This window comes from Polaribacter ponticola (genome assembly GCF_026191475.2).
Classification (GTDB): Bacteria; Bacteroidota; Bacteroidia; order Flavobacteriales; family Flavobacteriaceae; genus Polaribacter; species Polaribacter ponticola.
On sequence record NZ_JAOSLC020000003.1, the window covers coordinates 535212 to 554877 of the forward strand.

Consider the following 19666-nt stretch of genomic DNA (forward strand, 5'->3'; position numbering starts at 1 on the left):
AAAATAAAAGAATATTTATGAGATTACGCCAGAGCCTAAAAGTTCTTCATTTTTATACCAAGCAACAAATTGCCCTTCTTGTATAGCAGATTGATTATTCTCAAAAGCTACATATAAACCTGATTCTACTTTATGTAATGTTGCCTTTTCTAATACTTGTCTATACCTAATTCTAGCATCTACTTGCATCGTTTCTCCTACTTTTAACGTTAAATCTTCACGTATCCAATGAATTTCTTCATTAGAAACAAATAAAACTTTTCTGTATAAACCTTGGTGATTTTTACCTTCTCCAGTATAAATAACATTTTCTACAACATCTGTTTCTATAACATATAAAGCTTCTTTTGTACCACCAACATTTAAGCCTTTACGTTGCCCTTTAGTAAAATAATGTGCTCCTTGATGTTTACCTACAGTTTTACCATCTTCTTTTGTATAATAAAACTTCGTAGACAAGAATTTTAGTTCTGCTTCTTTGTTTTCGAATTTTGGAAGAGAGTTTGTATACTGCTTATAATCTGAAGGAATTGTTACAATTTCACCTTCTTTTGGTTGTAATTTTTGTTGTAAGAACTCTGGTAATCTAACTTTACCAATAAAACATAAACCCTGAGAATCTTTTTTCTCAGCTGTAATTAAATCTGCTTTTTTTGCAATCTCTCTAACTTCAGGTTTTGTTAATTCACCTATAGGAAATAATGCTTTCGTTAATTGTTCTTGAGATAATTGACATAAAAAATAAGATTGATCTTTATTATTATCTAAACCTCCTAATAATTTATAAACAGGTTTACCATCTATAATTTCTTCTCCTTTTCTACAATAATGACCCGTTGCTACATAATCTGCACCTAATTTTAGGGCAATGTCCATAAAAACATCAAACTTAATTTCTCGGTTACAAAGAACATCTGGGTTTGGAGTTCTACCTTTAGAATATTCATCAAACATATAATCTACTATACGTTCTTTGTATTGCTCACTTAAATCTACAACCTGAAATGGAATTTCTAATTTTTCTGCAACAATCATTGCATCATTACTATCTTCTAACCACGGACATTCATTAGATATTGTTACAGAATCATCATGCCAATTTTTCATAAAAAGACCGATAACTTCATACCCTTGTTCTTTTAATAAATATGCAGTTACACTAGAATCTACACCACCTGAAAGACCTACTACTACTCGTTTCATTTTTTAATTTTGAGGATGCAAAGTTACAACTTTGATACTGATTTTTTGATTGAAAAAATTGATGAATAGATTGGCTAAATTAATTCTTTTTAGGTTTACTAAAAGTAGCTTTCTTTTTCTTGAAATCATTATCTGTAGCAACCTCTCCATCTAAATAATATTCCCATTCTCCTATTCTTTTACCATCTTTATACGATCCTGTTTCTTTTATCATACCATTAAGTTCAAAATATTTAGCAATACCGTTTTGTTTACCGTTTCTAAAAGTAATTTCTTCTATTAATACTCCTTTACTAGAATATTTTTTTGATAAACCTTCTTTTAACCCCTCTTTATAAACAGAAACTTCAGTAGGTTTTCCATTAGGATAGTAATTAATAAGATTTCCGTTTAACTTACCATCTTTATAATATTCTTCTGACCTTAATTTGCCATTCTCAAAATAATAAATCCAATGCCCTATTCTTTTTCTACCCAAGTAATATCCTCTACTTTGTAAAACGCCGCCAATAGAATAAAACTTCACTAAAAAGGCATCGTTTTTTTTGAATAGGTTTTTACAATTATTGGATGTTTAGAACTAGAAATGTCATAAAATTTAAAAACTCCAATTTCTTTTCCCTTTTCAAATGTACCTGTATAACGAACTTTATTATTTGCATGGTACTTTATCCAAATACCAGTTCGTTTTTTATTCTCATCAAACTGATTGATTTTTTGAGCATAAAAAAATGAACTCGAAAAAAAACAAACAAAAAAGGTAAAAACAAAAAACAGTCTTTTTATATTTATCATTCTAAAACAATTTTAAGGTAAATATACATTAATCGATCTAAAAATGAGTATACTTTATTTAACAGAGCAACTTAATAATATGGAAAATCCTAAAAGGGAAAACCGACAAAGAGTTGCTAATGTTATATTAGAAAATAAAAAATTATTTAAAGATTTAGTTTCCATTACTTTTGATGTTGAAAATAAAGTTTCTATAAAAGCTGCTTGGATTTTAGAATGGATTTGTACACATCATCATTTGAATTGGATAATTCCTCACTTAGATGAATTTACAGAAAAAATTTCTAAAGTAACTTTTGATAGTGCTACAAGACCTTGTGCAAAAATTTGTGAGCACATAGCAACTGCGTATTATTCTAAGAAAGAAAATCATATTAAAAAAAACTTAACTGTACAACAAATAGATAACATTGTAGAAACTGGTTTCGATTGGTTAATTACGCCACAAAAAATTGCTGTAAGAGCATATACAATGAATGCTTTATATTTTTTTGGTTTAGAGAAAGATTGGATTCATCCAGAATTAAAACACTTAATTGAGACTAAAATTATTCATGAAAGTAAAGGTTGTAAAGCAAGAGGTAAATTCATTTTAGAATTGATAGAAAAACATAAAAAATCTACTTTATAAATCTGTTGAATTGCCTATTTTTGCAATTAACAACAGAACTAAAAATGGAATTAACACAATTAAATGCTATTTCTCCTATTGATGGGCGTTATAGAGGTAAAATATCAAAACTTGCAAACTATTTTTCTGAAGAAGCTCTTATAAAATATAGAGTTCGTGTAGAAATTGAATATTTTATTGCTTTGTGCGAAATTCCTTTGCCACAATTAGCAGATTTTAATTCAGACTTATTTGACGATTTGCGTAAAATTTATACAGATTTTACTGCTGATGATGCCCAAAAAATAAAAGATATTGAAAAAGTTACTAATCATGATGTAAAAGCGGTTGAGTACTTTATCAAAGAAAAATTTGACAAGCTAAGCTTGACTAAGTATAAGGAATTTATCCACTTTGGGTTAACTTCTCAAGACATAAATAACACTGCAGTTCCTTTATCTATTAAAGAAGCTATGAATGATGTTTATGTACCACAATATTTTGAAGTTTTAGAAAAACTACAAGAATTAGTTATTGAATGGAAAGATATTTCTATGTTGGCTAGAACTCATGGTCAGCCAGCATCGCCAACAAGATTAGGTAAAGAAATAGATGTTTATGTAGTACGTTTAAAAGAACAATTTAGTTTATTAAATGATATACCAAGCGCTGCTAAATTTGGTGGAGCAACTGGTAACTTTAATGCTCACAAAGTTGCGTACCCAACAATTGATTGGAAAGATTTTGGAAGTAAGTTTGTACAAGAAAAATTAGGTTTGTACCACTCATTTCCAACAACTCAAATAGAACATTACGACCATCTTGCAGCCTTATTTGATACTTTAAAACGTATTAATACTATAATTATAGATTTAGACAGAGATTTCTGGACCTATGTTTCTATGGATTACTTTAAACAAAAAATTAAAGCTGGTGAAGTAGGTTCTTCTGCAATGCCACATAAAGTTAATCCAATCGACTTTGAAAATTCTGAAGGAAATTTAGGAATAGCAAATGCAATTTTTGAGCATCTTTCTGCAAAATTACCTATTTCTCGTTTACAACGTGATTTAACAGACAGTACAGTTTTACGTAATGTTGGTGTACCTTTTGGTCATACAATTATTGCTTTTACATCAACATTAAAAGGTTTAAATAAATTATTACTAAACAAACAAAAGTTTGAAGATGATTTAGAAAATAATTGGGCAGTTGTTGCAGAAGCTATTCAAACAATTTTAAGACGTGAAGCTTACCCAAATCCTTATGAAGCTTTAAAAGGATTAACAAGAACTAACGAAAAAATTAACCAAAACTTAATTGCTAATTTTATTGATACTTTAGAAGTATCAGCAGAAATTAAAACTGAATTAAAAGCAATTACTCCATCAAATTATACAGGAATTTAATGAAAAAAGTACTCTTTATTTTAGCAGGAATTTTACTATTTACTTCTTGTAAAACTGATTTTGAAGATAATTCAGATCGTTTTAAAGTTGGTGTTTTTAAAATTCCTGCTGGTAAAGGCTTTGTAGAAGAAACCATTATTAGAAAAGATAGTATTCAAATTAGTAAACATGGTAATCATGTAGATACTTTGTCTATTAAATGGAAAAACAACTTTTTTACACCTTAAAATATATCAACCCAAAAACAGAATTACAGAAAGATCCAATGTTTATTCAAATTAATAAGATTCATAAAGAATCTTATGATTTTACTGTAAAGATTGGTTTCTCTAAATTCTCTAAAAAAGCAACTATTTTTAAAGTAGAATAATATGGAAATATTTTTACACTTTGATACTTGGGTTGCACTTTTAACATTAACTTTTTTAGAAATAATTTTAGGGATAGATAATGTTATTTTTATTTCTATATCTGCAAATAAACTACCTGAAGATAAGGTTAGAAAAGCTACTTTATTAGGTTTAGCTTTAGCAATGATTACAAGAATACTATTATTGTTTAGTGTGTCTTACTTAATTGCTTTAAAAGAACCTTTTTTAACCTTAGATATTGGCTGGTTTAAAACAGCTATTACAGGACAAAGTATTATTTTACTATTAGGAGGCATTTTTTTACTCTACAAAAGTACTAATGAAATTAGGCAAAAAGTAGAAAACACAAATGAAGAACAAGTATTAAAAACACCAAAAGTAATTTCGTTTAAAAGTGTAATTATTCAAATTATATTAATTGATATCGTCTTTTCTTTTGATAGTATTTTAACTGCTGTTGGTATGACAAATGGTGTAGACGGAGCTTTATTAATTATGATATTTGCCGTTATTATTTCTATCATAATTATGATGATATTTTCTAAACCTATTAGTAATTACGTAAACAACAATCCTACAATACAAATGTTGGCATTGTCTTTTTTAATCTTAATAGGTTTTATGTTAATTACAGAAGGAGCACATTTATCGCATACCGAAATTTTTAACAAAACTGTGGGAGTTATTCCTAAAGGATATTTGTACTTTGCCATCGCTTTTTCTTTAAGTGTAGAAATGATTAATTTAAGAGTTAGAAAGAAAAAATAATATCGAATATTTAAAAAAACATATAAGTTTATTTTTCTTAATTCTATTGATGTTACCTACATCTATAGAAATTATTCATGATTTAGAAAATCATGAACACATTGTATGTTCTTCTCAAAACGATCATCATATACATATTGAAGATTTAGATTGTAACGAATTTCATAAGCAAATAACTTTCTTTTCTTTAGATTTTCCTGCCAATTTAGATGTAATACCAAAGCGTTTTTATACTTCGTTATTTATTGATAAGCCTCAAATAGAAAAAGAGATTTATCAATCTATAAAAACTACAAGAGGTCCTCCTCATTTTACTGTATAACTTAACATAGTCATTAATAATATAAAGTTATCTATTTAAAAGAATAGGTACGTTTTCTATTATATAAAAGAATGGCAAATATTTAATAAAACAGTAAAACTATTTCAATGAAAAATTTTATAAAACTGCTATTTTTTATAGCAGCATTTTCTATGAATGCACAAAATAGCATTTCAGGAAAAATTACAGATACAAACAACAACCCTTTACCACAAGTAGAAATTTATGCACAAGAAATTCATAAAGGAACAATTTCTAATGAAGATGGGTTATATATTTTAAATAATATTCCTAACGGAAAGATAAAGTTAACTTTTAACTACTTAGGTTATCAAACAATTACAAAACAGATAGTTGTAAATTCTAAAGAATTAATTATTAATATTCAATTACAAGAATCTTCTTTTGAAATTGATGAAATAATAATTTCTACACCATTTAATAAATTACAATCAGAAAATGTAATGAAAATAGAAAGACTGTCTGCTAAATCTTTACAAAAAACTGGAGCTTCTACATTATCTGAAGGGATTACCAATATTGCAGGAGTATCGCAAATATCTACAGGTAGTTCTATTGGAAAACCTGTAATCAGAGGCTTAAGTGGCAATAGAGTTCTTGTATATACACAAGGAATAAGGTTAGAAAATCAGCAATTTGGAGGTGAACACGGTTTAGGTATTAATGATGCAGGAATTAGCAGTATTGAAGTAATTAAAGGGCCAGCTTCTCTATTATATGGGTCTGATGCTCTTGGAGGTGTTTTATACTTAAATCCAGAAAAATTTGCTATTGAAAACAATAATGAATTAAGTCTTAATCAGCGTTACTATAGCAATACGCTAGGTAGTAATACTTCTGTGGGGTTAAAATCATCTAAAGAAAATTGGAAGTTTTTAGCAAGAGGAACTTTTTCTTCTCATTCTGATTATAAAATTCCAACTGACCAAAGAATAACAAACACAAGATTTAAAGAAAAGGATTTTAAAACCGGTATAGCATTTTCTAAGAATATATTTACCTCAGAAATTAGATATAATTTTAATAATTCTGAATTAGGATTAACCGAAGGGATAAATGAGCAATCAAGAAGCACATCACTTTTAGAACCTTACCAATCTATAGATAATCATATTATAAGCGCTCATAATCATCTATTTTTAGGAAATTCTAAATTAGATATAGATTTAGGCTACACTGTAAATGATAGAAAAGAATTTGAAGAACACGAAGAACACCATGAAGATGAACATGATGATGATGATGAACACGAAGATGAGCATGAAGACGAGCATGATGAAGCAGCCTTAAGAATGAAATTAAAAACATTTACTTATAATGCAAAGTTTCATTTCCCTAAAGTAGGAAACTTAGAAGTTTTATCAGGAATTCAAGGTTTACATCAAACAAACACAAATTATGGAGACGAATTATTGATTCCTAATGCTAAAATAAATGATTTTGGAATTTTTACAACCGCAAATTATAGTTGGAATAATAATAATAATAATAATACGTTGCAAGCAGGAATCCGTTTTGATAACAGAAATATTATAACAGAAAGACATGAAGTTGCGCATGAAGACGAAGTACATATTTTTAATGCAATAGATAAAACATATAATAGTTTTACAACATCATTAGGTTTTAAAACTTCAATATCAGAATCTATTACTTCTAGAATAAATTTTGCTTCAGGTTTTAGAGCTCCAAATTTAGCAGAATTAACATCGAACGGAGTACATCATGGAACAAATCGTTTTGAAGAGGGAAATAATTATTTAACCAATGAAAAAAACTCTCAAATAGATATTTCTCTAGAATATAAGACTGATCATTTTGAACTTTTTACGAACGGGTTTTATAATCATTTAAATGATTATATATATTTAACTCCTACCGGTGAAATTGAAGACGGAAGTCCTGTTTATACTTATATACAAGAAGATGCAAAATTATATGGTGGAGAATTTGGTTTTCATTTACACCCTCATCCATTAGATTGGTTACACTTAGAGAGTACTTTTGAAACTGTTATTGGAAAACAAAATAATGGTAATTATTTACCTTTAATTCCTGCTAATACTTGGAAAAACACATTTAGAACAGAATTCCAAATCAATAATTGGCTACAACATGGTTATTCATCTATAAGCTTACAAAGTACCTTTTCTCAGAAAAAAATTAGTCAATTTGAAACAGAAAGCCCTTCTTATAATTTATTAAATTTAGGTTTTGGTGGCGATATAAAATTAGGAACAACAAAATTCTCAACATCTGTTTCTGTAAATAACTTATTAAATAAAAAATACATAAATCACTTATCTCGTTTAAAAGCAGATGGTCTTTTAAATCAAGGTAGAAATATTGTTTTAGGTATAAATTTTATTTTATAAAAGTAAATCATAATTAAAAGCAACTATTTAAAATAGTTGCTTTTTAATTTAAAGTCTTATTTTTATAATATAATTCGATTTAAAAATTAAATGACAAGAAACAAAGTTTTAAATGAAATAATTTTAGGTTATAGAAATGTTATTGAAGAAAGGTATCAATATAATATTTTAATAAAAAAATACAAGCTTCCTAATGCTATTGATGATAAAACGATAAATGACATTAAAATTTACTTTTTAAATTATGTTTATCCAGATTTAGAACAGAGAGCTGAATTAGATGATGCTTTTAGCACTTTAGATGGTTTTGTAAAACAACCAGAAAAACTTTTAAATCTTGTACTAAAATCTTTTAAATTAATTTTTTCTCATGGTAAACACCTGCCTAAAATTTTTGGCGCAGGTTTAAAAGCAATGAAATCTTTTAGAGGAGCTACAAAATTCGAAAATAGACTTGTGGATATGGCTTTAGAGAAAAAAATAACTTACCCTTATACTACCAACAAAATAAACACTTTAACAAAACTACTTCCTTACTCAGAAATTGAAGATTTTATTAAAAATACAGAGTCTTTTTTTAACATTATTCATGATAAGAAATTAGTAATAAATGTAAAAGAAATTATATCATTTCTAATTGATAAAATGGAAAACAAACCAAAAATTTATACAATAAAAGAAATTTCTGGTTTAGCATTAGCACTAAAAACTATTAGTAAAGGTGAAGAAATGCTGGATAAATTATCAGAAGAAAATCAAAAAATTTTAATAGATTATGTTGTTAAAATTGAAAAAGACAACTTAATTGAAATCTTTTCAAGATAATTTATTGCACATATTTTGTCTTTTTAAGTGTATTTAAAATAATAAATGAAGCTAAAAAGAATATAGCTAAACATAATACAGACCATTGCATAGAATCTGTAATTGCATATAACAAGCCATAGACAAACGTTCCAAGAACAATCGCTATTTTCTCTGTAACATCATAAAAACTAAAATACGTTGCATGATCTTCCGTTTCTGGTAACAGTTTAGAATAAGTAGAACGTGTTAAAGATTGAATTGCTCCTTGTACAAACCCTAATAAAACTCCCAATCCGTAAAAATAATATTCTACATTTTCTTGACTTTTATCTAATAAAAATGCTGTAAAACAAACTACCATCCAAGTTACTATAGTAACTTTAAGTGCTTTAATATTTCCCCATTTTTCTGACAATCTAGAAAACACAAAAGCACCTACAATAGCTACAATTTGAACAAGTAAAATGGTAACTATTAAATTCATAGCAGGTAAACCTAACTCCGTTGAGCCAAAAATTGCTGCCATTAAAATAATTGTTTGCACACCAATACTTAACAAGAAAAAAGAAATTAAAAACTTTTTTAATGTTGGGTAATTCATTACCTCTTTAGCTACAATTTTTAATTCTCTAAAACCTTTCCATATATAATCATTATCGGGTTGTTTATTATAAATATCATTTGGTAAACGTTTAAAGGTTATTTGTGCAAAACCAATCCACCAAATCCCAACCAAAACAAAAGAAATTCTTGAAGCCATAGAAGCATCAATACCAAACAAATCTGGTTTCTGAATCATAATTAAGTTAATAATTAACAAAATTACAGATCCTGCATATCCATAAATAAATCCTTTTGCACTTGCTCTATCTTGTTGTTCTGGATGTGCAACTTCTGGTAAATAAGCATTGTAAAAAACTAAACTTGCCCAAAAGCCAATACTTGCTAAAATGGTAAATAAAATACCAATCCAAACAGTATCTACTCCATCAAAAAAGTATAAACTAGTTACTGATAAACCACCCATCCAACAGAAAAATCTCATAAACTTTTTCTTACTTCCCGTATAATCTGCAATACCAGATAATATAGGCGATATAAAAGCTACAATCAAAAAAGAAAACGATAAAGCATAACTATATAAACTATCTGGGTGCTCCCATTCCATTCCTAAAAAACGAACAATTTTGCCATCTGTAACAGCACTATAATACAAAGGAAAAACAGCTGTACTAATTACTAAAGAGTAAACTGAATTAGCCCAATCATAAAATGCCCAACCATTAATTAATTTTTTATCTCCAATTTTTAACATAAAAGTATATTTAAAAAAATGCCATTCAATTTCTTGAATGGCACACAATATAGGAAAACTATTCCTTTATTTTTTCATTTGAGCATTAGCTTGCGTATTAAACTTCTTTGCTAAAACTTTAGCTTCTGGTAAATAAGCTCTTAGAGTTTGTATTCTGCTTTGGTTAGATGGGTGTGTACTTAAAAACTCTGGCCCTTGTTTACCATTAGATTTTTTACTCATTCTTACCCAAACTTCTGCAGCTTCTCTACCATCATAACCTGCCATTATCATAAAAACCAAGCCAAGTTTATCTGCTTCGGTTTCATGAGTTCTACTAAAAGCTAACATTCCAACTTGTGAACCAGCTCCATAAGCTAAATTCCAAATTTGAGAAGTTTTAGGGTCTTTATTAGAAGTTCCTAAAGCTACAGCTAAACCTCCAATTTGTTGTAATTGACCAGAAGACATTCTTTCTTGACCATGTTTAGCAAATGCATGAGCAACCTCATGCCCCATTACAGCCGCTACACCATTTTCATTTTCACAAATTGGCATAATCCCTGTATAGAAAACAACTTTTCCTCCTGGTAAGCACCATGCATTAACCGTTTTATCCTCAACTAAATTAAACTCCCATTTATAAGATTCTGCTTCTGTAACCATATTATTAGCACGCATAAATCTATCTACAGCAGCAGCTACATTTTTACCAACATTCTTAATTTGATTAGACATTTCTCTATTAGAAGAAAGCTTATTTTCTGCTAAAAACCCTTTGTATTGAGCAAAACTTGCTGGTAAAACTTGGGCATCGCTTACAAAGTTTACACGCTTTCTACCCGTAATAGGAACAGTACTACATTCAGAAAAAAGGAAAACTGCAACTATTAAAACTATTATTTTTTTCATTTTATTACTTTTTGGTTCTTTTTATAAGACACTAAACACGTAATTTAGTCACTTATAAATTGATATCAAATTTTTATTAAAATTACATATTCTATAATTATTAAAAAAATATTTTTAATGCAGTTTTTTTCTAAAAATAAGTTATTTCCTACTAGTTTAAAAATCCCCAGATTTGTAAAGTGGTTTATACAGATAATTCACTTTTTTTCTACCCGACTTACTCTTTTTATTACTTCAAAAATTTTTGCTACTCCACCTCGCTTTACAACACCTAAAGCAGAAAAAGGAATGGAAAATAGCTCACAAGCTAAAACCCTAATGGTAAAAGCTATTAACAAAGAAGTACATGTGCTAACTTATGGCTATTCCGATAAAAAAGTATTGCTATGTCATGGTTGGGCTGGAAGAAGCACGCAACTTTACATGATTGCAAATAAACTTTTAGAAAATGGTTATATGGTGGTTTCTTTTGATGGACCTGCTCATGGAAAATCTACCGGTAAAGAAACAAACTTAATAGGCTTTATAGAAACTATAAAAAAAATTAATGAAGAATTCGGACCTTTTGAAGCCGCAGTTGGTCATTCTTTTGGTGCAATGGCTGTTATAAATACGCAAGCTGAAAAAGAAATTTTTAAATGTATTGTTACTGTAGGTTCTGGAGATAAAATTTCTGATGTTTTAATCAACTTTTCTAACAATTTAGGTCTAAAAAATAAATTTGGTAAAAGAATAATTGATTTTTTTGAAAAAAATGGAACTTAAATTTTAAAAACTACGATGCAAATAGAGCTGCTAGAAAGGTTAAAACCCCAGCTTTAATTATACATGATGTAAATGATGGAGATGTACTTGTAAGTTGTGCTATTAATATTCGTCAAAATTTAGAGAAAGGTTCACTTTTAATTACTAACGGATTAGGGCACACAAAAATTTTACGTGATAAAAGTATTGTGAACAAAATAATAAATTTTATAAAACAACACACATGAAAAAATTAGCAACAACACTTGTTTTATTATTGATGATAAGTTGTACTACTAAAGCACAAAATACATCCGAAGAAAAAAACATATAAAGTTGAGAAAACAAAAAACGAATGGAAAAAATTACTTTCTCCAATACAATATAATGTTTTAAGAGAAGCAGGAACAGAAAGAGCTTTTACAAGTGAATTAAATAAGAATTATAAAAAAGGTACTTATGTTTGTGCAGCTTGCAATACTGCTTTATATAAATCTGAACATAAATTTGATTCTGGTTCTGGTTGGCCTTCTTTTGATAGAGCTATAAAAGAAAATGTAGAATTAGATGTTGATTTTAAAATTGGTTATGCAAGAACGGAATTAAAATGCAATACATGTGGTAGTCATTTAGGGCATTCTTTTAATGATGGCCCAAAAACTACAGGAAAACGTCATTGTATTAATGGAGTTGCATTAAAGTTTATCCCCGAAAAATAGTATCTTTAAATTCTATTACAGATTTTAAAAATGAAAAAAATAAAATTTCCAAGCGCACAAACTGTATTGCTTATTATAGCTGCATTTGTAGCGCTTTTAACTTGGTATATTCCTTCTGGACAATACGATAGATTATCTTACAATAAAGACAACAATACTTTTGTAAAAACGAGTAAAGACAGTTCTATAATTTTGGAAGCTTCACAAAAAACATTAGATGATTTACAAGTTAAAATTCCTATTGAAAACTTTACATCTGGGGCAATTTACAAAGCCATTAGTATACCCGGAACTTATCAAAAATTAGAATCTAAACCTCAAGGTTTTAAAGAGTTTATTTTAGCGCCATTAAAAGGTATAATTGCGGTTTCTGATATTATTATTTTAGTCCTATTTATTGGAGGTTTAGTAGCAATTGTAAACTACACAGGTGCTTTTGAAGCGGGTATTACAAGACTTTCTGTTCTCTTAAAAGGAAAAGAATTTATTTTAATTATTGCAGTAACTTCTTTAATTGCATTAGGAGGTACTACTTTTGGATTAGCAGAAGAAACAATTGCCTTCTACCCTATTTTAATTCCTATTTTTATTGCTGCAAAATACGATGCAATAGTTGCATTAGCTTGCATTTATATAGGTTCTAGTATTGGTACAATGATTTCTATAACAAATCCGTTTAGCACAATAATTGCTTCAAACTCTGCTGGTATAAATTGGACAACCGGAATTGAAGGAAGAATCATAATGCTTTTAGTTGGACTAATAATTTCTATACTATATATAATTAGATATGCTCAAAAGGTAAAAAATGACCCAAGTAAATCTATTATTTTTGATCAAAAAGAAAGTATAGAAAAATTATTTTCTTTTCAAAACTCTACAAAAAAATCAATTTTTCTCTTAGATTAAAATTAGTTCTTAGCATTTTTATAATTTGTTTTATTGTAATGGTTTATGGAGTAATTAATTTAGATTGGTGGTTTTTAGAAATGACTGCAGTATTTTTTGTTGGTGCTCTAGTAATAGGTTTTATATATAAAATAAATGAAACTGTTTTTGTTGAAACTTTTATAAAAGGCGCTAATGAGCTATTAAGTGTGGCTTTTATTATAGGTTTAGCTCGTGGTGTAACCATTTTAATGGAAGATGGTTTAATTAGTGATACACTTTTATTTTACGCAAGTTCATTTACAGAAGGAATGCATAAAGGTCTTTTTATAAATGCTATGATGTTTGTTTATAGTGGTCTTACTTTTTTTATACCATCTTCTTCTGGTATGGCAGTATTAACAATGCCAATTATGTCTCCTTTAGCGGATACAGTGTCTTTAGGTAGAGAACATGTAGTAAATGCCTATCTTTTAGGTATAGGTCTTTTTAACTTTATAAACCCTACTGGTTTAATTTTAGCTTCTTTAGCAATGATTAAAGTTGGTTACGATAAATGGTTAAAATTTGTAATTCCGTTAGTTCTAATTCTTACTTTACTTTCTATAATTTTCTTAACAATTTCAGTTTATTTATAATGGATAATTCTTATTTAAAAAGTACTAGAGAAAAAAGGAGTTCATTTTACAAAAGATTTATAACTTTAAGTAACAATATTAAATTTGTTTCGTCATAAAAGTGAGTAAATTAATGAAACCAACTTTAAATGAAACAAAAAACTTTGCCACAATTATTTGTTATTTACCTTAGGTATTTAATTGGTTTTGCATTTATTTTTGCAAGTTTAGTAAAAATACAAGGGTTACGTTTTACTTCAGAAAGTGGTGCAGAAAACCCTATAAATTCTGCTTGGCATTTTTTTGAAACGTTATATGAATCTGGTATTTATTGGCGTTTTCTAGGAATTGCACAATTTATAACTGGCTCTCTTTTAGTAACACAACGTTTTGCAAAATTAGGCGCAATTCTATTTTTACCAATAATTGTAAATGTTTTTGTAATTACAATTTCTTACGATTTTAAAGGAACACCAATTATAACATTTCTTATGTTATTATCAACTTTATTTTTAATTTATTGGGATTGGGATTCTCTAAAAATATTGATTAATAAAACACCTACAAACTCTACTAAAAAAAGGTTAGAAAACGATAATATTTGGATGTATATAGGTTTATCTTTTATAATAATTACAACCATTACAAAACTATTTATCTTTAATCAATACATTGTATTTGCATTTTTATTAATGGCAATAATTGGCTTTGTAGGATTGATTATTGCGTATAGAAAAAGGAAATTATATTAATTACACACCTTCTAACCAAGTTTTAAAAGCATTCACTTTTTCTCTACTTACAATTATTTCTTTTTCTAAAACCATCGTAGGAATCACTTTTAACCGACTGTTAGAATACACTATAACATCTTTAAATGCATTAATGTTAATAATAAACGAACGATTAACTCTAAAGAATAATGATGCACTTAAAACTTTGTGCACATCTTCTAATTTAAAATCTATTATATATTTTTTGTTTTCTTTTGTAACTAAATACACGGTTCTTCCTTCTGCATAAAACAAGGCTATTTCTTCTGTTTTAATAGAATGAATATGATTGCCCAAACGTACTAAAAACCGATCTTTTTCTTTCTTTATTTTAATTTTATCTACAACTTTAGAAACAGTTTCTGCATTAAAAATTGTTTCCATAATTTTTAATTTATTCATTGCCTTAGATACATCTGTAAACGTAATAGGTTTTAAAATATAATCTATACTATTAACTTTAAAAGCATCTACAGCAAATTCATCAAAAGCAGTAGCAAATATTACTGGTTTGTTAATTTTAACATGATTAAATATTTCGAAACTTAAACCATCTGTTAGTTGAATATCCATAAAAATAACGTCGTAATTTTGGTTACATTCAAACCAATTTATACTTTCAGAAATACTAGACAATACTTTTAAAATTTTAATATTAGTATCAAATTTTAATAAATATCTTTCTAGTTTTTCAGCTGCTAAATGTTCATCTTCAATAATAACAATGTTCATAATTATGATATTATATTTAATTTAGGAATTATAATTTTTCTACTTCTTTCAGTTTCATCAACTTTAATTTTTGTTGAACTGTAAACATTATAACTTCTTACAATTTCTTTGATTTTATCTAAATTAAACTGAGTGGTTATTTTATCATTTTTATGGTAAGAAATATCTAAACACTCATCTGTTTCGTTTAAGTTAATTTGCAATATCGATTCTGAAGTTACAATACTCGTTCGTACTATTTGTTCTATTATAAAAAGTAAGCTTCCAGGAACTATTAAAAATGTGCTTGTACAATTATTTTTGAAAGAAACATTTCTAAAAGCTAAATAATTAAAAAGGTCTACTAATTCTTTAACAACAATAATTTCTTCTTTAAAAGAAATTAATTCTTTTTCTTGACCTGATAAAATATACCTATAAATTGTAGCTAAATGATCTATAAAATCATCTGATTTGTCTTTATCCTTTTTTATCAGAATTAATAATGATTCTAAACTTTCAAATAATAAATTAGGATTTATTTCTCTTTTAAATCGCTTAAAAACGTGTTCAATATTTTTTTATTAATGCCTCTTGTAGTAATTTTTCAGAATTGATTTTAAATAAATATTGATGACTTAAATAGAGTACAATATAAATAAAAGTAACACCACAAAATATCGTATCAAAAACATAAATTTCTTCAATAGAAGCAGAAAAATTTAATAAATATTTAAAATATAAATTAATTGCAACTGTAGAAATAACTAGACATAAAGCCATAGAAATAACAACTTGTAAAAAGATATTAAACCTAGATAATTTATTAAATAAAGTTTTTTTAAATAATAATAAAAGTCCTCTAGAAAATTCTTGAATTAAGTAACTTAATGCAATACAAAAATATAATTCTTCGTTAAAAAACTGTTCTTGAATTTGCTCTACATTATTGTTTAATAGTAAAACCAATAAATATATAATTACACCACTAATGATAGGGCTTAAAAGTCGAAAAAGTGGTTGATGTATAAATAACTTTTTCATCTAATTAAAGGTAATTTAACTATGAATTTTTCGTCCTTTATTATAGAAACGGTTTTATCAGCAATCAATAAATATCGTGCTTCAATATTTTTTAATCCGATGTTAAAAGAGGTAATATTTTTTGGTCCTTTAGTAATGTTGTTTTCTACAATTACCTCAAAACCATTAGATTTAATACTGATAAGCAATGGTGTATTAATAGCCATTTGATTATGTTTTACTGCATTTTCTACTAACATTTGTAAAGTTAAAGGTGGAATTTTCGTTTCTAACACATCATCTTCAATAGAAATAATACATGAAAACTTATCTTTAAAACGAGTTTGTATTAAATAGATATAAGCATTTACAAAATCAATTTCTTCTTGTAAAGTAATTAGTTTTTGATGATAACTTTTTAAAGTAAAATCATACATTTTTGCTAGTCTTCTAATAAAAACCTCAGCACTACTTTCGTCCTTATAAATTAAAGAAGAAATTGTATTTAAACTATTAAATAAAAAATGTGGGCTTAATTGAGATTTTAATGCATTTAATTGTAATTCTATTTGCTTTCTTTCTTGTTTAACTGTTTCAATTTGAAGTTTTGAATATGAATAATAAGAATAAAATGCGAAGTAAATTACTTCAAAAACAATTGTTAAAATCAGTAAAATGATACCTAATTTAATAATTGAAGAATAATAGATTTTTATGAAATTTTTTATCTCAAAAAAATAAACTTTGTATAAATAGAAAAAAATACAGTTATAAAAAAAGAAATAATAAAATGAGTAAGAACTCCTATAAAAAGTCTAGTTCCAGTTTTCTTTTGATAAGATAATATTTTGTTTAAAATTTTAACTGTTTTAGAAATAACAACAGTAATAAAAACACCTAATAATGATGCTAGTAAAGCATCCTTTATAAGATAATTAGTATATTCTACTTGTTCACTAAAAATTAAAAAATAATTAATAGAAACACCTAACAAAACACCTAATAAAGATAAAATTATATATTTTTTCAAGAAAATAATGTTTGTTAATTTTTCTACTAAATGCATAATAGCAAGGTAACAATTCTAAATTTTAGTATTGCTACCTAATTTTTCTTATTTTAATAAATAGCTTTCATTGCTCTTCCAAAATAAGTTTCAGAATTAATTGATTTTGCTGTTTTCGTATACGCTTCTTTAACTTTACTTGAAGCATTTTTTACTTTGGGTGCAAATGTTATTAACACTTGCGATAATTCGTGACTAGATTCTATAGACGCTACAGCATTTAAAAGGTTTATTAATTGTGTTTCATTTAAGTCTTTATTTTTAGCAATTCCCTTATAAATTGTTGCTGCGTAATGACTAGAACTTATATTTTTTGTTATAATCTCTAGAACATTATTAAAATTCTCATTGTCCAACTTATTCTTAACTAATTCCTTAATTACTTCTGATGCATAATGATCTGAATTAATATCATTTAAAGAATTCATAAAACTATTGTAAGCTTGTTTAGATAAATTTTTATTTCTTAATGCTTTTTTAAGGGTATTTGTTTTGTAATGATCTGAACCTATATTTTTAGATAGCTTCATCACTTGTTCCATATTATTCTCGTTAAGTTTTCTCTCATCCATAATATTTCCTAAAACCTCACTCAAATAGTGGTCTGAATTTATATTTTCGGAAATTGTTAAAAGACTAGCTAATTGAGTATCATTTATTTCTTTGTTAGATATAATTGATTTTAAAATTTGAGTTAAATAATGATCTGAACCAACTGTTTTTGCCGCAGAAATATAAGCATCAATTGAGCTTGAATTTTTCAAAAATAATTCTTGATTTTTTCTTAAAATATTAGCTAAATAATGGTCTGAGCTAATTACTTTCCCAACAATTTTTAAGGTATTTGCTACTTCTTTAGAAGATAATGGTTTCTTTAAAAGCAATTTAAAATATGCACTTTGCACATAATCACTTTCCATTTTTTTTATTTCATTTAAAACATCATTAGCACCACCTTTTTTATAAAAACGATCTACTCTACTCTCTGCTCCAATTGTTGTAGACCTTAGAATTTCTGGTAAAACATCAGACAACCACTGTTTCCCTCCAGGGTAATAATCTTTTTCACTCCAACCTATATAAAATTTTCGAATTAACTTACTACCTTCTTTTTGTATAATAATTTTTCTTTTTTTCCAAAACTAGATTTTTTAATTTCAATATATCCTCCTCTAGATATATCTATAATATCTGTATCTGTTTCGTTTAGTGTAATTTCTCCTTCATATTCAATTTTAAAATCATTTTTATTATTACTAATACTTATTTTACTTCTTCCATTATTACTATTAAAAGAAATTGAATTTTGAGCAAAATAATTTATCGGACTAAAAATAAATAAGATTAATAATATAGTTAGTAAAGATCTTTTCTTGTTTATATTTGATGTTCTCATTATGTGTAAAAGTTTAAAATATTTGTATAATTATTTATTGATACAACAAATGTATGTTCGTAATATCATTCAAAAAAATGAAATGTAATGAACTGTATAAACAATGTATTGAACTGTAAAAACAAAATAAACTAATAATAAAAAAAATGTGACTTATAAATCTTAAATGGTGTCTAAAAGAATAAGTTAGTATATCAAGTAATCTTTTTGTTTAAAATTTTAAACAAAAAAAACAAGAAAATAAATTAAAATGCATATATTAGTACATAATATTTTATTAACGAAATTAAATTTTCAGAACTAACCCCCCATTAGTAAATTGAAAAAAATAATTATAATATTTATACTAGTATATCAGTGTTTTGCTTTTTCTCAGCAATCAACAAATAAATATACTGTACTAAAATCTACAATAACTTCTGTAGGTTCATCTACCATTTATACTTCTAATAATAAATATAGTATTCAACAAAGTGTTGGTCAATCTAGTATTATTGGTCAAAAAGAAATAAACGCTATTACTGTACAACAGGGTTTCTTAACAAGTAATATTAGTTTTAAAATTAACAATTCTAACAATAATAATTTTAAAGAAGATTTAGAATTTGTAATTTCTCCAAACCCTTTTATAGATCATATTAAAATTGATTTTTCTAAAAAAACAATTTATGATATCTATATTAAAATTTATGATATAAACGGTAAAGTTTATACAATACAAAAATATCCGCCTTCTATTAAACTTATTATTCCCATGCGAAGATTTAGTATAGGAACTTATTTAATTCAGATTACGAGCGGAAAAACGATAAGTACTAATAAAATTATAAAAATAAAATAGA

At 26.6% G+C, this 19666-nt stretch carries 26 protein-coding genes and 2 pseudogenes; 15 read left to right on the plus strand and 13 right to left on the minus strand.

Features of this window, described 5'->3' with window-relative positions:
- Positions 1–15 precede the first annotated feature (15 nt).
- From mnmA to N5A56_RS07265, 3 genes are all read right to left on the minus strand, one after another.
- Positions 16–1203 (minus strand): tRNA 2-thiouridine(34) synthase MnmA, encoded by a 1188-nt coding sequence (mnmA, locus tag N5A56_RS07255; protein WP_265724854.1) that lies wholly within the window; start codon positions 1201–1203, stop codon positions 16–18.
- A gap of 79 nt (positions 1204–1282) precedes the next feature.
- Positions 1283–1729: a toxin-antitoxin system YwqK family antitoxin gene (locus N5A56_RS07260; protein WP_274270299.1), complete on the minus strand. Its 447-nt coding sequence runs from the start codon at positions 1727–1729 to the stop codon at positions 1283–1285.
- Positions 1729–1998, minus strand: coding sequence for a hypothetical protein (locus tag N5A56_RS07265; RefSeq protein WP_274270300.1), 270 nt, complete (start codon positions 1996–1998; stop codon positions 1729–1731). The genes N5A56_RS07260 and N5A56_RS07265 overlap by 1 nt, the downstream gene beginning before the upstream one ends.
- Before the next feature lie 43 nt (positions 1999–2041).
- On the opposite strand from N5A56_RS07265, the gene N5A56_RS07270 reads away from it, so the two are divergent.
- From N5A56_RS07270 to N5A56_RS07305, 8 genes are all read left to right on the plus strand, one after another.
- The gene (locus tag N5A56_RS07270; RefSeq protein WP_265724856.1) at positions 2042–2629 is read left to right on the plus strand and encodes an adenylosuccinate lyase; all 588 of its coding nucleotides are present in this window, start codon (positions 2042–2044) and stop codon (positions 2627–2629) included.
- A gap of 44 nt (positions 2630–2673) precedes the next feature.
- Positions 2674–4017: an adenylosuccinate lyase gene (gene purB / locus N5A56_RS07275; RefSeq protein WP_265724857.1), complete on the plus strand. Its 1344-nt coding sequence runs from the start codon at positions 2674–2676 to the stop codon at positions 4015–4017.
- Positions 4017–4244 carry a hypothetical protein gene (locus N5A56_RS07280; RefSeq protein ID WP_274270301.1) on the plus strand — a complete coding sequence of 76 codons (228 nt, stop codon included), beginning with the start codon at positions 4017–4019 and terminating at the stop codon, positions 4242–4244. The genes purB and N5A56_RS07280 overlap by 1 nt, the downstream gene beginning before the upstream one ends.
- Positions 4217–4387: a hypothetical protein gene (locus tag N5A56_RS07285; RefSeq protein WP_274270302.1), complete on the plus strand. Its 171-nt coding sequence runs from the start codon at positions 4217–4219 to the stop codon at positions 4385–4387. Before N5A56_RS07280 ends, N5A56_RS07285 begins: the two co-directional genes overlap by 28 nt.
- A gap of 1 nt (position 4388) precedes the next feature.
- Entirely contained in the window at positions 4389–5156 is a 768-nt protein-coding gene (locus tag N5A56_RS07290; RefSeq protein ID WP_265724859.1) for a TerC family protein, read from the plus strand.
- A 49-nt stretch (positions 5157–5205) separates the two neighbouring features.
- Positions 5206–5478 (plus strand): hypothetical protein, encoded by a 273-nt coding sequence (locus N5A56_RS07295; protein ID WP_265724860.1) that lies wholly within the window; start codon positions 5206–5208, stop codon positions 5476–5478.
- 107 nt (positions 5479–5585) lie between these two features.
- Complete coding sequence (locus tag N5A56_RS07300; RefSeq protein WP_265724861.1) at positions 5586–7874, plus strand: TonB-dependent receptor; 2289 nt, start codon at positions 5586–5588, stop codon at positions 7872–7874.
- A 90-nt stretch (positions 7875–7964) separates the two neighbouring features.
- Positions 7965–8699: a hypothetical protein gene (locus N5A56_RS07305; protein ID WP_265724862.1), complete on the plus strand. Its 735-nt coding sequence runs from the start codon at positions 7965–7967 to the stop codon at positions 8697–8699.
- A gap of 1 nt (position 8700) precedes the next feature.
- Here the strand turns inward: N5A56_RS07305 and N5A56_RS07310 are convergent, their stop codons facing one another.
- Positions 8701–9996: an MFS transporter gene (locus tag N5A56_RS07310; protein WP_265724863.1), complete on the minus strand. Its 1296-nt coding sequence runs from the start codon at positions 9994–9996 to the stop codon at positions 8701–8703.
- A 66-nt stretch (positions 9997–10062) separates the two neighbouring features.
- Positions 10063–10887, minus strand: a complete 825-nt coding sequence (locus N5A56_RS07315; RefSeq protein ID WP_265724864.1) for a M48 family metalloprotease — start codon at positions 10885–10887, stop codon at positions 10063–10065.
- Between the two features lie 117 nt (positions 10888–11004).
- Between N5A56_RS07315 and N5A56_RS07320 the strand changes: the two genes are divergently transcribed.
- The 6 genes and pseudogenes from N5A56_RS07320 to N5A56_RS07340 all read left to right on the plus strand — a co-directional run bounded on the left by N5A56_RS07320 (position 11005) and on the right by N5A56_RS07340 (position 14607).
- Positions 11005–11652 (plus strand): alpha/beta hydrolase, encoded by a 648-nt coding sequence (locus N5A56_RS07320; RefSeq protein ID WP_274270303.1) that lies wholly within the window; start codon positions 11005–11007, stop codon positions 11650–11652.
- A gap of 59 nt (positions 11653–11711) precedes the next feature.
- Entirely contained in the window at positions 11712–11879 is a 168-nt protein-coding gene (locus N5A56_RS07325) for a hypothetical protein (RefSeq protein ID WP_265726108.1), read from the plus strand.
- Positions 11876–12350: pseudogene (gene msrB, locus N5A56_RS07330) on the plus strand (peptide-methionine (R)-S-oxide reductase MsrB). The gene N5A56_RS07325 and the pseudogene msrB overlap by 4 nt, the downstream one beginning before the upstream one ends.
- 30 nt (positions 12351–12380) lie before the next feature.
- Positions 12381–13259 (plus strand): SLC13 family permease, encoded by an 879-nt coding sequence (locus tag N5A56_RS17395; protein WP_337994774.1) that lies wholly within the window; start codon positions 12381–12383, stop codon positions 13257–13259.
- Positions 13260–13279: 20 nt separating this feature from the next.
- Positions 13280–13876: a hypothetical protein gene (locus N5A56_RS17400; protein WP_337994833.1), complete on the plus strand. Its 597-nt coding sequence runs from the start codon at positions 13280–13282 to the stop codon at positions 13874–13876.
- A gap of 128 nt (positions 13877–14004) precedes the next feature.
- A complete protein-coding gene (locus N5A56_RS07340; protein ID WP_265724867.1) occupies positions 14005–14607 on the plus strand; it encodes a hypothetical protein in 603 nt (200 codons plus the stop codon).
- Here N5A56_RS07340 and N5A56_RS07345 read toward each other — a convergent pair whose 3' ends face one another.
- The 8 genes and pseudogenes from N5A56_RS07345 to N5A56_RS07380 form a co-directional block, all read right to left on the minus strand.
- Complete coding sequence (locus tag N5A56_RS07345) at positions 14608–15360, minus strand: LytR/AlgR family response regulator transcription factor (protein ID WP_265724868.1); 753 nt, start codon at positions 15358–15360, stop codon at positions 14608–14610. It lies immediately after the preceding gene.
- A gap of 2 nt (positions 15361–15362) precedes the next feature.
- The gene (locus N5A56_RS07350) at positions 15363–15563 is read right to left on the minus strand and encodes a hypothetical protein (RefSeq protein WP_265724869.1); all 201 of its coding nucleotides are present in this window, start codon (positions 15561–15563) and stop codon (positions 15363–15365) included.
- Between the two features lie 192 nt (positions 15564–15755).
- Positions 15756–15914: pseudogene (locus N5A56_RS17405) on the minus strand (histidine kinase); the annotation flags it as partial.
- Positions 15910–16383 carry a hypothetical protein gene (locus tag N5A56_RS07360; RefSeq protein WP_265724870.1) on the minus strand — a complete coding sequence of 158 codons (474 nt, stop codon included), beginning with the start codon at positions 16381–16383 and terminating at the stop codon, positions 15910–15912. The pseudogene N5A56_RS17405 and the gene N5A56_RS07360, both read right to left, overlap by 5 nt.
- Positions 16380–17126, minus strand: a complete 747-nt coding sequence (locus N5A56_RS07365) for a sensor histidine kinase (RefSeq protein WP_337994834.1) — start codon at positions 17124–17126, stop codon at positions 16380–16382. Before N5A56_RS07365 ends, N5A56_RS07360 begins: the two co-directional genes overlap by 4 nt.
- On the minus strand, positions 17087–17392 hold the full coding sequence (locus tag N5A56_RS07370; RefSeq protein ID WP_265724871.1) for a hypothetical protein: 306 nt from the start codon (positions 17390–17392) through the stop codon (positions 17087–17089). The genes N5A56_RS07365 and N5A56_RS07370 overlap by 40 nt, the downstream gene beginning before the upstream one ends.
- An 89-nt stretch (positions 17393–17481) precedes the next feature.
- Complete coding sequence (locus N5A56_RS07375; protein ID WP_265724872.1) at positions 17482–18462, minus strand: hypothetical protein; 981 nt, start codon at positions 18460–18462, stop codon at positions 17482–17484.
- Positions 18463–18521: 59 nt separating this feature from the next.
- A complete protein-coding gene (locus N5A56_RS07380; RefSeq protein ID WP_265724873.1) occupies positions 18522–18824 on the minus strand; it encodes a hypothetical protein in 303 nt (100 codons plus the stop codon).
- A gap of 319 nt (positions 18825–19143) precedes the next feature.
- Here N5A56_RS07380 and N5A56_RS07385 point away from each other — a divergent pair, with 319 nt between their 5' ends.
- Positions 19144–19665: a T9SS type A sorting domain-containing protein gene (locus N5A56_RS07385; RefSeq protein WP_265724874.1), complete on the plus strand. Its 522-nt coding sequence runs from the start codon at positions 19144–19146 to the stop codon at positions 19663–19665.
- The last annotated feature ends 1 nt before the right edge of the window (position 19666 follow it).

Bases quoted from the DNA above. Each gene is read 5' to 3' on its own strand.
- N5A56_RS07380 (WP_265724873.1), bottom strand. From the start codon at position 18,824: ATGAGAACATCAAATATAAACAAGAAAAGATCTTTACTAACTATATTA.
- N5A56_RS07310 (WP_265724863.1), bottom strand. From the start codon at position 9,996: ATGTTAAAAATTGGAGATAAAAAATTAATTAATGGTTGGGCATTTTAT.
- N5A56_RS17395 (WP_337994774.1), top strand. From the start codon at position 12,381: ATGAAAAAAATAAAATTTCCAAGCGCACAAACTGTATTGCTTATTATA.
- N5A56_RS07300 (WP_265724861.1), top strand. From the start codon at position 5,586: ATGAAAAATTTTATAAAACTGCTATTTTTTATAGCAGCATTTTCTATG.
- N5A56_RS07340 (WP_265724867.1), top strand. From the start codon at position 14,005: ATGAAACAAAAAACTTTGCCACAATTATTTGTTATTTACCTTAGGTAT.
- N5A56_RS07295 (WP_265724860.1), top strand. From the start codon at position 5,206: ATGTTACCTACATCTATAGAAATTATTCATGATTTAGAAAATCATGAA.
- N5A56_RS07345 (WP_265724868.1), bottom strand. From the start codon at position 15,360: ATGAACATTGTTATTATTGAAGATGAACATTTAGCAGCTGAAAAACTA.
- purB (WP_265724857.1), top strand. From the start codon at position 2,674: ATGGAATTAACACAATTAAATGCTATTTCTCCTATTGATGGGCGTTAT.
- N5A56_RS07315 (WP_265724864.1), bottom strand. From the start codon at position 10,887: ATGAAAAAAATAATAGTTTTAATAGTTGCAGTTTTCCTTTTTTCTGAA.
- N5A56_RS07305 (WP_265724862.1), top strand. From the start codon at position 7,965: ATGACAAGAAACAAAGTTTTAAATGAAATAATTTTAGGTTATAGAAAT.
- N5A56_RS07285 (WP_274270302.1), top strand. From the start codon at position 4,217: ATGGAAAAACAACTTTTTTACACCTTAAAATATATCAACCCAAAAACA.
- N5A56_RS07270 (WP_265724856.1), top strand. From the start codon at position 2,042: ATGAGTATACTTTATTTAACAGAGCAACTTAATAATATGGAAAATCCT.
- N5A56_RS07320 (WP_274270303.1), top strand. From the start codon at position 11,005: ATGCAGTTTTTTTCTAAAAATAAGTTATTTCCTACTAGTTTAAAAATC.
- N5A56_RS07265 (WP_274270300.1), bottom strand. From the start codon at position 1,998: ATGATAAATATAAAAAGACTGTTTTTTGTTTTTACCTTTTTTGTTTGT.
- mnmA (WP_265724854.1), bottom strand. From the start codon at position 1,203: ATGAAACGAGTAGTAGTAGGTCTTTCAGGTGGTGTAGATTCTAGTGTA.
- N5A56_RS07280 (WP_274270301.1), top strand. From the start codon at position 4,017: ATGAAAAAAGTACTCTTTATTTTAGCAGGAATTTTACTATTTACTTCT.
- N5A56_RS07290 (WP_265724859.1), top strand. From the start codon at position 4,389: ATGGAAATATTTTTACACTTTGATACTTGGGTTGCACTTTTAACATTA.
- N5A56_RS07360 (WP_265724870.1), bottom strand. From the start codon at position 16,383: ATGAAAAAGTTATTTATACATCAACCACTTTTTCGACTTTTAAGCCCT.